Genomic DNA, 13511 nt, shown 5'->3' with positions numbered 1-13511 from the left:
CAGTAGCTTCTTGAGCAAAGCGGCCTTCCGTTCACTTGAATAACGAGCCATTCGACACTCTTTATCCTCCCCCGGTCTTCACTTGTAGATAGATCAGATCAGGCGACAACTATCCTGACACCGGGGGGGTGGCCGCGGCGGCTATTTTGCCAGCCAGCCCGTCAAGTGGCAGCAGGCGCAGCTGGCCGAGGCCGCCAGCCTGCCCAAGCAGTTGAGCCAGAGCGAACGCCCCGACTGGTCGCCCGCACGTCTTGCCACCCTGACCCTGCCCGCCTGCGTGGTATTGGGAGCGGCGACCCGCCCGCTGTTCGCGCTGGTCAGCGAGGCCCTTGTCGCGCAGCTGCCGCACTGCCAGCTCAAGCGGATCGACGGGGCCAACCACCTCTACCCCATCGAGCAACCCGCCGCCTTTGCCAATACCTTGCAAGATTGGCTGACCAGCCAATCCGCCGCCCGCTAGGTGCACAACAGGGAGGAGATGCGAGCGCACTTGGCTCTCGCATCTCCCCGGCAAAGGCGAACCTCTTCACACTTGTCACATCTGGTTACCATTGCGTGACAGTAATGCTTGTAAGCCGACAACTACATCCGTTATCAATAGCCGCTCGATGACTTCCTGAAACTCCGGATTGGCTATGTTCGCTCGCTTTCTGCTGTCGGGTCTGGCGCTGCTCGCGCTCCTGGCACTGCTGCTCAAATCCCTGCTGCTGTTCTGGTCGCCCGCCAGCTTTGCGGTGCTGACCACCACTCAACAACTTGAGGCGCTGTTGTGGGGCTTTCGCTTCGATCTGGCGGCGGCGGCCCTGCTGTGGGCGCCGAGCGCCCTGCTCTGCTGGCTGGCGGTGCGGCTCGGGCTGCGTCGCCTCTCCTGGCTCTGGTGGTGGGTTCCGGCCATGGTGCTGGCAGTGTTGCAGGTGGCCGACCTGATGTATTTCGCCAATTCGGGACGCCATATCGGCTATGAGCTGGGCGAGGTGACCCGCGAGGCGGGCAGTCTGCTCACCACCGCCCTCAAACAGTACCCATTGCTGATGGTCGCAACCCTGGCCGGTGCACTGGCCAGCGCCCTGCTGTGTCGCCGCCAGCTGCGCCTGCCGGCGCGCATGACGCTGGCGAAGACCGAGCTGCCGCTGCTGCTCACCTTTGCCATCGCGGTGCTCTGCGTGCGCGGCTCCCTGACCGATCTGCCGATGAAGCCGGATCGCGCCTACGCCATCGGCAATCCCCAGCAGGCGCTGCTCGCCCTCAACCCCGTCTACGCCATGCTGGTCAGCAGCAGCTCCGCCGACGAAACCGGCGGCGGCACGCCGCTCTATCAGCAGCTGCCGCCACCCGCAGCACCGCAGCTGGCGACGCTGGCACAGCTCGATGGCCACGCCCCCTACCAACCGCCGCAGCGCAAGATGAACGTCATTCTGATGCTGTTGGAGAGCTGGCCTGCCGAGCTGATGCAGAGTTACAACCCGGCTGCGCCCAATGTCACTCCCCATCTGGATGCGCTGCACCGCGAGGGGCTGCGCACCGATGGCCTGATCGCCGGCGGCCGCCGCACGGTGGAGGGGTTCTTTACCGCGCTCTGTTCTTATCAAAATCCGCTGGAGGCGGGCATCCCCAATACGCCGCTGCAAGATCAGCACTACGAGTGCCTGCCCAAACTGTTGAGCGACGCCGGCTGGAGCACGGCGGTCTTTCAGGGGATGCACAAGGGGGAGACCGGACAGCTGGCCCAGCTGCTGGGGACGCAGGCCTCTTACGGCAAGCTGGAGATGCCCGCCGCCGAGGTGGAGCAGAACAGCTGGGGCTATCAGGACCCGGATCTCTACCGCTTTATCCTGAGCAAGGCGCGCGCGGAGTCGCGCCCCTTCTTCTACATGGTGAACAACACCACCACTCACGATGACCAGCTGCCGCCGGGCGAGCCCTGGCTGTTTGGCGACCAAAGCAGCAACGAGCGGCAGATGAGCGTGCTGCACTATGCCGACAAGGCGCTCGGCCGCTTTATCGAGGAGTACAAGCAAGCCAACCTTGGCCCGACCCTGTTTGTCATCACCGCCGATCACACCGCTGGCGAGCGCAGCGGCCATATGGGGCGGTACTGGATCCCCTTCCTGATGTTCGCCACCGATGGCTCCATCGCCCCGCGCCATCAGCCGGGCATCGGCGCCCAGCAGGATATCGCCCCCACCATCCTCGACCTGCTGGGGGGCAAGGCGCCCTGGTTTACCGGCCACTCCCTGCTAAGCGAAGCGCCGCGCGGGGGCATCTATGCCGCCAGCGGCACCATAGGGCGGGTCTACGGCGAGCGGATCGTCGAGTATCCGATGCGCGAGCCGGACAAGCTCACCTGCTTTAACTGGAAGGCAGACCTGCAACTGCACCGGCCGCAGCCTTGCGACGAAGCGGCGGCCCGCGAGCGGGACTTCAGCTGGGCAACCACCTGGTATCAGCAGAGCCTGCTGTTTGAGGGCAAGTCGCGCGCCTATGGCCAGCTCGCGCCAGCCAGCCTGCTCTCTCCACAACTGGCCGAGCAAAGCGCTCCAGCCGCCGCCACGACTGCGGGAGTTGACCCCCGCAGCAAGGCTGACAACGCCAAGAGCTGAGCCAACCCCAAGCAAAAAACCCGCATCATGCGGGCTTTTTGTATCTGTTGCCGGTCAGTGACTGCTGACCCTGGCTGGCCAGCTGCGCTGCCAACTTCTGCCACACCGGCAATCGCGCCGGAAAACAGCCATAAAAAAATCCGGAGCCACAAGGGCTCCGGACTGTTCGCCAAACCTTAGGTCTGGCCGGGTCAACCGAGGTTGACGACCGAGGCTTGATTAAGCCTGGTTCTTAACTTCTTTCAGACCGCGGAAAGGAGCTTTGGCACCCAGAGCTTCTTCGATACGGATCAGCTGGTTGTACTTGGCAACACGGTCAGAACGGCTCATGGAACCGGTCTTGATCTGGCCAGCAGCGGTACCAACAGCCAGGTCGGCGATGGTCGCGTCTTCGGTCTCACCGGAGCGGTGGGAGATGACGGCAGTGTAGCCAGCGTCTTTGGCCATCTTGATGGCAGCCAGAGTTTCGGTCAGGGAACCGATCTGGTTGAACTTGATCAGGATGGAGTTGGCGATGCCGTTGTCGATACCGCGCTTCAGGATCTTGGTGTTGGTTACGAACAGGTCGTCACCAACGATCTGGATTTTCTTGCCCAGTTCAGCAGTCTGGTAGGCGAAACCTTCCCAGTCAGATTCGTCCAGGCCATCTTCGATGGAGACGATCGGGAACTTGGTGGTCAGGTCAGCCAGGAAGTCGGAGAAACCGTTGGAGGTGAAGACACGACCTTCGCCTTTCAGGTTGTACTCTTTCTTCTCTGCGTCGTAGAACTCGGAAGCAGCGCAGTCCATAGCCAGGGTGATGTCGGTGCCCAGTTTGTAACCGGCAGCGGCAACGGCTTCAGCGATAACTTCCAGCGCTTCGGCGTTGGATTTCAGGTTCGGAGCGAAACCACCTTCGTCACCAACTGCAGTGTTGTAGCCCTTGGACTTCAGCACTTTGGCCAGGTTGTGGAACACTTCTGCGCCCATGCGAACGGCTTCTTTCAGGGTCTTGGCGCCAACCGGCTGGATCATGAACTCCTGGATGTCGACGTTGTTGTCGGCGTGCTCACCACCGTTGATGATGTTCATCATCGGCAGCGGCATGGAGTAAACACCCGGGGTGCCGTTCAGCTCGGCGATGTGGGCGTACAGCGGCATGCCTTTGGCAGCAGCGGCAGCTTTGGCGTTAGCCAGGGAAACAGCCAGGATGGCGTTGGCGCCGAACTTGGATTTGTTCTCGGTACCGTCGAGGTCGATCATGATCTGGTCGACAGTGGCCTGGTCCTTGGCATCTTTACCCAGCAGAGCTTGAGCGATCGGGCCGTTTACGGCTTCGATGGCTTTCAGCACGCCTTTACCCAGGAAACGGCTCTTGTCGCCGTCACGCAGTTCCAGCGCTTCGCGGGAACCGGTGGACGCGCCAGACGGAGCGGCTGCCATACCAACAAAACCACCTTCCAGGTGAACTTCGGCCTCAACGGTCGGGTTACCACGGGAGTCGATGATTTCACGACCGATCACTTTAACGATCTTGGACATGTGTATTTCCTCAGGTTTCGTAAAAAAACAACAAAAATATGCCAAAAAAAGCGGCTGTGGCACAGTGCCCCAACCGCATTTATTTTCAATTACTTCAAATTACGCTTCTGATACTCGCCTGCCGCCTTCACAAAACCGGCGAACAGGGCGTGGCCATCACGAGGAGTTGAGGTGAACTCCGGGTGGAACTGCGCGGCCACGAACCAGGGGTGATCCGGGATCTCGATGATTTCCACCAACTTCTTGTCAGCGGAGAGACCGGTCACTTTCAGGCCGGCTGCCTCGATCTGCGGCAGCAGCTTGTTGTTGACTTCATAACGGTGGCGGTGACGCTCGTAAATGGTCGGGCTGCCGTACATCTGACGCACCTTGGAATCTTCGACCAGGTGGCAGAGCTGGGAACCCAGACGCATGGTACCGCCCAGATCAGACTTCTCGGTACGGGTCTCGATATTGCCCTCTTCATCCACCCACTCGGTGATGAGGCCGACGACCGGGTACGCGCAATCTTTCTTGAACTCGGAGGAGTGAGCCCCTTCCATGCCCGCTACGTTGCGAGCAAATTCGATCATGGCAACCTGCATGCCGAGGCAGATACCCAGGTAGGGGATCTTGTTCTCGCGGGCATACTGGGCAGCCAGAATTTTGCCTTCCACACCGCGCTCACCGAAGCCACCCGGCACCAGGATCGCGTCCAGACCTTCCAGCAGCTCGGAGCCACGGGTCTCGATATCCTGAGAGTCGATGTACTTGATGTTGACGGAGTGACGGGTCTTGAGACCACCGTGCTTGAGCGCCTCGTTGACGGACTTGTAAGCGTCCGGCAGGGAGACGTACTTGCCAACCATACCGATGGTCACTTCACCAGTCGGGTTGGCCTCTTCGTAGATAACCTGTTCCCACTCGGACAAGTCAGCTTCTTTGCACTCCAGACCGAAACGCTCGGTGAAGTAGGAGTCCAGGTTCTGGGATTTCAGCAGTGCCGGGATCTTGTAGATGGAGTCGACGTCTTTCATGGAGATGACGGCGCGCTCGGGCACGTTGCAGAACAGGGCAATTTTTGCGCGCTCGTTGGCAGGAATGGCACGGTCGGAGCGGCAGATCAGCACATCCGGCTGGATACCGATGGAGAGCAGCTCTTTTACAGAGTGCTGGGTCGGCTTGGTCTTCACTTCACCGGCAGCAGCCAGGTAAGGAACCAGAGTCAGGTGCATGAACATGGCATTGTTGCGGCCCACTTCGGCAGCCAGCTGACGAATGGCTTCGAGGAACGGCAGGGACTCGATGTCACCTACGGTACCACCCACTTCGACGATGGCAACCTGATGGCCTTCGGCACCGGCAATCACCCGCTCTTTGATGGCGTTGGTGATGTGCGGGATAACCTGAATAGTGGCGCCCAGATAGTCACCACGACGCTCTTTACGCAGTACGTCGGCGTAGATACGGCCGGTGGTAAAGTTGTTGCGACGGGTCATCTTGGTGCGGATGAAACGCTCGTAGTGACCCAAATCCAGATCGGTTTCGGCCCCGTCCTCGGTTACGAACACTTCACCATGCTGGGTCGGGCTCATGGTGCCCGGATCCACGTTGATGTAGGGGTCCAGTTTCATGATGGTCACATCCAGACCACGGGCTTCCAGAATGGCTGCCAGAGAAGCTGCGGCAATGCCTTTGCCGAGGGATGAAACAACGCCACCAGTAACAAAAATATATTTGGTCGTCATGCTGAACCTGAAAGAAGTTTAGGGAATTTTAAGGGGTGCTTCGGGGATGAAGCAGGACGGGGAAACAGTATACCAAAAACCCCTCTCCCAAACAATGAGCAAAAATCTATCAGGCTCCTTGCCGCCCCATCTTGCGCCAAATCAACTTTGCTCGGTTTCCTTTGCCTTGTCCCAGGCAGCATCAAGCTTTTCGAGGGTGCAATCGCTCATTTTCAGCCCTTCTGCGGCGATTATCTGCTCAACCTGACGAAAGCGACGCTCGAACTTGGCGTTGGCGCCCCGCAGCACCTGCTCGGGATCCTTGCCCAGATGGCGCACCAGATTGACGGTAGCAAACAGCAGGTCGCCGAGCTCGTCGCTCACCCGCGCCTCATCCACATCGACCATCAGCACCTCTTCCATCACCTCGTCGATCTCCTCGTGGATCTTGTCCACCACCGGCCCCAGCGTCTTCCAGTCAAAACCGACGGTGGCACAGCGTTTCTGGATCTTGGCGGCACGGGTCAGGGCCGGCAGCGAGAGCGGGATATCGTCCAGCACGCTCTCTTTGTCGAGGGCCGCGCGCTCTTTGGCCTTTTCTGCTTCCCAGTTCGCTTTTACTGCCTGCTCGTTGGCAAGGTCGGCATCCGAGAAAACATGGGGGTGGCGGCGAATGAGCTTTTCGCTCACCGTATCGACGATATCGGCGAAGTCGAACAGCCCCTGCTCCTTGCCAAGCTGGGCGTAAAACACCACCTGAAACAGCAGGTCACCCAGCTCCCCTTTCAGCCCCTGCCAATCTTCGGTCTCGATGGCATCAGCAACTTCGTAGGCCTCTTCCAGGGTGTGCGGCACTATGGTCTGGAAGTTCTGTTTCAGATCCCAGGGGCAGCCGTTTTGCGGATCGCGCAGGCGAGCCATGATGTCGAGCAGTTGGGGCAGATCGTAACGTTGGGACATGGGCTACTCACTTTCGATTCGTTAAATGGGGGAGGAAGCGACATCAGGCCGCGCAGTCGAGCAATCTCATGTCAAACAGTCGGGAGAAGTCATAACGTGGGGACATGGGATATTCGCTTTCGATTAGTTCAAAAAGGGTCGCAAATACAGACCGGCCACTGGGGCCGGTCGGTTCTCTATCAAAGCCGCTTGGCGCTAATTACGTCATTGAGCTGGCTGAGCTTTGCCAACGCCCGGTTGAAGGCGTTGATGTTGTAGATCTCCAGCTCCATGTCGATCTCGGCGGTCTGTTCGCGCACGTTGGAGCGTGAGCGTACCCCCATCACATTGATCTTCTCGTTGGCCAGCACTGTGGTGATGTCCCGCAGCAGGCCGGAGCGATCATTGGAGATGATCCGGATGGTGAGGCTGTAGCCGCCGGAGTAATTCTCGCCCCACACCGCATCGATCAGTCGCTCCGGGTTGCGACGGGAGAGCTCTTTCAACTGCTCGCAATCTTCACGGTGGATGGAGACGCCGCGTCCCATGGTGATGAAGCCCTGAATGGCATCGCCCGGGATCGGCTGACAGCAGCGGGCGATATGGGTCATCAGGTTGCCGACCCCTTCCACGACGATGTGATCCTTGGGCTTGTGGCGCATCGGCGCATTGGCCTTCTGCTCCAGCCTTTCCAGCAGGCGACGATCTTCCTCTTCCGCCGTCGGCTTGTTGTAGCAGGTGTCGAGATAGTTGAGCACCTGGTTGATGCGGATATCGCCGCTGCCGATACCGGCCAGCAGATCGTCGGTGCTCTCCAGATTGAAGCGGCGCAGCATGTTGCCCTTGTCGATCTTGGACATGCTGAGGTTGTGGCGATCCAGCTCCTTCTCGAACAGCTCGCGACCGGCCACGATATTCTTGTCCCGATCCAGCTTTCTGAACCAGGTCGCAACCTTGGCCCGCGCCCGGCTGGAGCGCAGGAAGCCGGCGTTGGGGTTCATCCAGTCGCGGCTCGGGTTCGGCTCCTTCTGGGTGATCACCTCAACCTGATCGCCGGTCTGCAGCGCGTAGGTGAACGGCACGATGCGACCGTCAATCTTGGCACCGATGCAGCGGTGGCCGATCATGCTGTGGACGTGATAGGCAAAGTCGAGCGGAGTGGCACCCGCCGGCAAGTCGATGACATCCCCTTTCGGGGTGAAGACATAGACCCTGTCCTCGAACACCTGACTGCGCAGGTCTTCCAGCAGGGAGCCGCTCTCGGAGAGATCCTCCTGCCAGGCGAGCAGCTTGCGCAGCCACTCGATCTTGTCTTCGAAGGTGTTGGCCTTGCCGCCAGCCTGCGGACCCTCCTTGTAGCGCCAGTGGGCAGCGACGCCGAGCTCGGCATCCTGATGCATCTGGTCGGTACGGATCTGGATCTCGACCGTCTTGCCCTCCGGCCCCACCACTACCGTGTGGATCGACTGATAGCCGTTGGGTTTGGGGTTGGCGACATAGTCGTCAAACTCACGGGGAATGTGGTGGAAGTGGGTGTGAACGATGCCGAGCGCCGCATAGCAATCCTGCAGCCGCTTGGTTACTACCCGCACCGCACGCACGTCGAACAGCTCGTTGAATTCGAGGTGCTTCTTCTGCATCTTGCGCCAGATGCTGTAGATGTGTTTCGGTCGGCCATAGACCTCGGCCTCGACCCCCGCCTCTTTCAGCGCATCGCGCAGGGAGCGCACAAACTCCTGAATGTAGCGCTCCCTATCGAGTCGCTTCTCATCCAGCTGTTTGGCGATCTGCTTGTAGGTTTCCGGGTGCAGGTAACGGAAGGCGAGATCTTCAAGCTCCCACTTGAGCTGACCGATACCGAGCCGGTTGGCCAGCGGCGCATAGATGTTGGTGATCTCCTGGGCCATCAGCACCCGGGTCTCTTCATCCGCCTTTTTCGCTTCCCGCAGGCAGGCGATCCGCTCGGCCAGCTTGATGACCACGGCACGCACATCCTCGACCATGGCGAGCAGCATGCGGCGCACATTGTCGACCTGCTCCGGCGAGGTTTCGCTGCGATGGAGGGTCTGCAGGGAGCGGATGGCCTCCATCTCCAGCACCCCTTCCACCAGCTTGGCGATCTTGGGCCCGAAGTCCTCGTCCATCCGCTCCTGGCTGATGAGACCGGCTTCGACAAAGGGGTAGATGATGGCTGCCTTGAGGGTACCGAGATCCATGCTGAGCATCAGCAGGATGCCCACCATCTCGATGCCGCGCACCAGCAGCTTGCTGGTGAGGGCCTCGTCACCCAACGTCAGGCAATACTGGTAGACGGTTCGCAACTGCTCCTTGTCACTGTCACTCAGGGTGAGCGAGCTGACCCACTCCTCCAGGGTGAAGTTGTCTTTCAAATGAATATCGCGAACCGCAACCATGGTATCAATCCTTTAAAGTGTTTGGCCGAAAGTAGTCACTTTCACCCCTTGTGAGATCGCCTCAAATGGGGATTTTCGGAGAGGGTTTCAAGGCATATTGTCAAAAAAGACAATAGGTCTCTCCGGCAGGCCCAGCCGAATTACGAGGGGCTAGGTTACCCCAATCACGTCTGCTCAAACAGCTTCAGTTCAGGTTGCTGATGAGCACTCGCTAGCCCCGTTCGAAGAGGGCCATGGACTCCAGATGACCAGTGTGGGGGAACATGTCGAGCATGCCCAACCGCACCAGTCGATAACCGCCCTTCACCAGCACCTGGCTATCACGCGCCAGCGTCACCGGATTACAGGAGACGTAGACCACCCGCTTGGGTGAAAGTTTCACTACGTGCTCCATCACCTCCAGCGCACCGGGACGAGCCGGATCCAGCAGTACCAGATCGAACCCTTCCCGCGCCCAGGACATGCCGACGATATCGCCGCTCAAGTCCGCCTTGTAGAAACGGGCGTTGCTGATGTCGTTGCGACGGGCGTTCTCTTCGGCGCGCGCCACCATGGCCAGCTCACCTTCCACCCCCACCACTTCGCGGGCCTGACGGGCCAGCGGCAGGGTAAAGTTGCCGATGCCACAGAAGAGATCGAGTACCTTGTCATCCTTGCTCGCCCCAAGCCATGAGAGCGCCTGATCGACCATCTGCTGGTTGACAGGGCCGTTGACCTGAATGAAGTCACCCGGAGCAAATGCAAGAGACAGGCCATCCAGCGAGTAAGATGGTTCGAACTGCTGATGCAGCGCCACTATCTTGTCGTCGGCCGCCTGCAGATAGAGGTCGATACCCTGCTCGGCGGCAAACTCCACCAGCTGCGCCCGATCCGTCTCGTTGGGACGACCGGTATGACGGAGCAGCATCATGATCCCCTGCTCCGCCTGGATCAGTTCGGCATGACCCAGCTCACGCTGGCTCTTCAAGCGATTGAGGCACTCGCGCAGCGGCGCAATCAGGGCAGAGAGCGGTGCGGCCAGCACCGGGCACCCTTCGATCTCCACCAGATCGTTGCTGTTGCGGCGACGAAAACCGACCCGGGTGCAGCGACCGTTCTTGTCGAATTTGATGGCCAGCCGGCAGACCCGGCGATAGGCACGCTCCTCGCCAGTCAGCACCGGCTCCAGTGCTGGCGCACTAATATTGCCGAGACGCTCGAACAGATTGACCAGTCCGGCCGCCTTGGCTGCCTGCTGATCCGCCACCGACATATGCTGGGCGCTGCAACCACCGCACTCGCGGTAGTGACTGCAGAAGGGGGCGATACGATTGGCGGCCGGTGTCACCACCTGTTGCAGAGCGGCATGGCCATACTGCTTTTTGTCTTCGGTGATGCGGGCCTTGATGGTCTCGCCGGGCAGCGCCCCTTCAACAAAGATCGCCTTGCCTTGATGACGACCGATCCCGACACAGTGGTGATCGAGGGTGTCTATCGTAAATTCAATGCGTTGGGGCTGGGTGGATTTCTTTTGGGGCTTGAAAAACTGGGCCATAAAACTTGGTGCCTATTAGGTGGCTATGTCATGATTGTGGAATCTGCAGCAGGCTATTGTCCCACAAGAATAATAGTATGACCAAATACGGCCTTCGGGCGCGGGTGCTGGCATTTACCATATTACCCACCTTGATCATCGGTGGCCTGATGGCCGGCTACTTCACCTTCCATCGCTACCAGCAGCTGGAAAACAACCTGATCGATCAAGGGATCAACATCATAGAGCCACTGGCTATCGCCAGTGAATATGGTATGACCCAGCACAGCCGCGAATCCCTCAAGCGACTGATTGGTCTGACCCATCGCAAGAACTCGCCGCTCATCAAGTCCATCGCCGTCTTCACCCAGGACAACCAGCTGTTCGTGACGTCCAACTACCACAGGGACTTCACCCGATTGCAACTGCCCGATGGCGAGCCGATTCCGGAGCTGACCAGCATCACCCTCTACGGTGACGACATCATATTGCGCACCCCGATCCAGGCCGAAACCACCATGGATGGCTTCCCGCTGCCCAGCGATGTGGAGCCGCCGATGATCGGTTACATCTCGATGCAGATGACCACGGATCGCGCCATGCTGCTCCACTACCGCGATACCTTCTTCGCCATCATCATGGTGCTGCTCGGGGTCGCCGTCAGTACCCTGTTTGGCTTCCGACTGGTCAAGAGCGTGACCCAGCCCATCACCAACATGGTGCAGGCGGTGCACAAGATCCGGGAAGGACGGCTCGATACCCGGGTCAGCGGCGAGCTGACCGGCGAGCTGGACATGCTGAAAAACGGCATCAACGCCATGGCCAAGGCGCTCTCCGAATATCACGAGGAGATGCAGCAGAATATCGATCAGGCCACCTCGGATTTGCGCGAGACACTGGAGCAGATCGAGATCCAGAACGTCGAGCTCGACATGGCCAAGAAGCGGGCGCAGGAGGCGGCAAGGGTCAAATCGGAGTTCCTCGCCAACATGTCTCATGAGCTGCGCACCCCGCTCAACGGCGTCATCGGTTTTACCCGCCAGCTGCTCAAGACCAGCCTCACGCCGAGCCAGACCGACTACATGCAGACCATCGAGAAGTCGGCGCGCAACCTGCTTGGCATCATCAACGACATCCTCGACTTCTCCAAGCTGGAGGCGGGCAAGCTGCAGCTGGAGCATATCCCCTTCAGCCTGCGCGACACCCTCAACGAGACCATGCACCTGCTCGGCCCCAGCGCCCACGACAAGCAACTGGAGCTCTCTTTGCGGGTCGATGCGGATGTCCCCGATACCCTCACCGGCGACCCCATGCGTCTGCAGCAGGTGCTGACCAACCTCACCGGCAACGCCATCAAGTTCACCGAGCGCGGCAACGTGGATGTTCATATCGAGCAGCTCGGCAGCAGCAACCACAAGGTGAAGCTCAACGTGCGGATCCGGGATACCGGCATCGGCATCTCGGAAGAGCAGCAGCGCCAGCTGTTCCAGGCTTTCAATCAGGCCGACTCCTCCATCTCGCGCCGTTATGGCGGCACCGGACTGGGTCTGGTCATCACCCAGAAGCTGGTGCAACAGATGGGTGGCCAGATCCGCTTCGAGTCGGAGCTGGACAAGGGCTCAGTCTTCTCTTTCAGCCTGGATCTGGAGGTCTCTCCCCTGCCGCAGACCGATCAGCTGCCGCTGGATCGCATCCGCAACAAACGGCTCTGGCTGCTGGAGCCGGACCCCTTTGCTCGCGCCGCCCTGCTGGCGCTGCTGGCCGAGTGGCAGCTCGATGTGCAGCTACTGACAAACGATGCCCCCTGGCCAGAGATGAGTGAACAGGACATTGTGCTCATTGGCAGCAGCACCCTGCATACTCCGCAACAGGTGATCAGCCGACTCGACAGCCTGAGCGGCCAGCAGCAGAACACCATAGTGCTGCTCAGCAGCCATGAACCGGCGCTCTACGAGGCGATGCTGGCTCACGGTGCACAGCACTGTCTCTCCAAGCCGCTCAACCATCGCAAGCTGCTGCACGCCCTGCTCACCCCGGAGGCGAGCCGCCAGCAGCTGCCGGCCCAGCCATCTGCTCGCCAGCTGCAGCCGATCAAGGTGCTGGCAGTGGATGACAACGCCGCCAACCTCAAGCTCATCGCCGCCATGCTCAGGGAGATGGTGACTCAGGTCGTGCTCTGCAAGAACGGCAAGGAGGCGGTCAAACAGGCCCAGAGCCAGCCGTTCGACATCATCTTCATGGATATCCAGATGCCGATCATGGATGGCATCAGCGCCACCCAGGCGATCCGCAGCCAGTCCCTCAATACCGAGACGCCGATCGTGGCGGTGACTGCCCACGCCATTCCCGGCGAGCGGGAGCGCCTGATCCGCCAGGGGATGGATGACTATCTGGCCAAGCCCATCGACGAGAGCATGCTGGCCAGACTCATTACCGATTTTGCCCATCGCCGTCACCAGATCGTCGGCGATCAGCAGATCGACTGGGCACTGGCGGTGCGTCAGGCGGCCGGCAAGGAGGATCTGGCCAGAGAGATGCTGACCATGCTGCTGGCCAGCTTCGACGAGGTGGAACCTGTGCTGGATGCCGCTCTTGCGGGTGCCATCGACGACAGTGAAGTGCTGGCCCAGCTCCACCGTCTCAACGGCGGCTGCGCCTACTCGGGGGTGCCAGGCCTGCAGCGGCTGCTGTCACAACTGGAGCAACAGCTGCGTGACGGCGTGCCGGTCAGCGAGCTGGAGCCCGAGCTGCTGGAGTTGCAGGATGCCCTTGAGCTGGTGCGCCAGGAGGCGCCACGCTACCTGAGCTAAGCAAGACT

Annotated in this window: 8 protein-coding genes; 3 read left to right on the top strand and 5 right to left on the bottom strand. The window is 60.1% G+C overall.

What is annotated here, in order from left to right; translation table 11 throughout:
* The first annotated feature begins 211 nt into the window (after positions 1-211).
* Positions 212-460, top strand: a complete 249-nt coding sequence (locus tag AAHA41_RS19660) for an alpha/beta hydrolase (RefSeq protein WP_323070565.1) — start codon at positions 212-214, stop codon at positions 458-460.
* 175 nt (positions 461-635) lie between these two features.
* Positions 636-2600 carry an LTA synthase family protein gene (locus tag AAHA41_RS19655; RefSeq protein WP_323070564.1) on the top strand — a complete coding sequence of 655 codons (1965 nt, stop codon included), beginning with the start codon at positions 636-638 and terminating at the stop codon, positions 2598-2600.
* A 219-nt stretch (positions 2601-2819) separates the two neighbouring features.
* Here AAHA41_RS19655 and eno read toward each other — a convergent pair whose 3' ends face one another.
* The 5 genes from eno to rlmD form a co-directional block, all read right to left on the bottom strand.
* Complete coding sequence (gene eno / locus AAHA41_RS19650) at positions 2820-4121, bottom strand: phosphopyruvate hydratase (RefSeq protein ID WP_005335583.1); 1302 nt, start codon at positions 4119-4121, stop codon at positions 2820-2822.
* 89 nt (positions 4122-4210) lie between these two features.
* Positions 4211-5848, bottom strand: coding sequence for a CTP synthase (glutamine hydrolyzing) (pyrG, locus tag AAHA41_RS19645; RefSeq protein ID WP_033113091.1), 1638 nt, complete (start codon positions 5846-5848; stop codon positions 4211-4213).
* Positions 5849-5989: 141 nt separating this feature from the next.
* The gene (mazG, locus tag AAHA41_RS19640) at positions 5990-6787 is read right to left on the bottom strand and encodes a nucleoside triphosphate pyrophosphohydrolase (protein WP_040068330.1); all 798 of its coding nucleotides are present in this window, start codon (positions 6785-6787) and stop codon (positions 5990-5992) included.
* 179 nt (positions 6788-6966) lie between these two features.
* The gene (relA, locus tag AAHA41_RS19635; RefSeq protein ID WP_040068329.1) at positions 6967-9180 is read right to left on the bottom strand and encodes a GTP diphosphokinase; all 2214 of its coding nucleotides are present in this window, start codon (positions 9178-9180) and stop codon (positions 6967-6969) included.
* 211 nt (positions 9181-9391) lie between these two features.
* Positions 9392-10714, bottom strand: a complete 1323-nt coding sequence (gene rlmD, locus AAHA41_RS19630) for a 23S rRNA (uracil(1939)-C(5))-methyltransferase RlmD (RefSeq protein WP_323070563.1) — start codon at positions 10712-10714, stop codon at positions 9392-9394.
* Positions 10715-10791: 77 nt separating this feature from the next.
* Here rlmD and barA point away from each other — a divergent pair, with 77 nt between their 5' ends.
* The gene (barA, locus tag AAHA41_RS19625) at positions 10792-13503 is read left to right on the top strand and encodes a two-component sensor histidine kinase BarA (RefSeq protein WP_203131930.1); all 2712 of its coding nucleotides are present in this window, start codon (positions 10792-10794) and stop codon (positions 13501-13503) included.
* The last annotated feature ends 8 nt before the right edge of the window (positions 13504-13511 follow it).

This window comes from Aeromonas sp. SER (assembly GCF_038739615.1).
GTDB lineage: Bacteria > Pseudomonadota > Gammaproteobacteria > Enterobacterales > Aeromonadaceae > Aeromonas > Aeromonas jandaei.
This window is presented reverse-complemented; position numbering and strand designations above follow the sequence as displayed.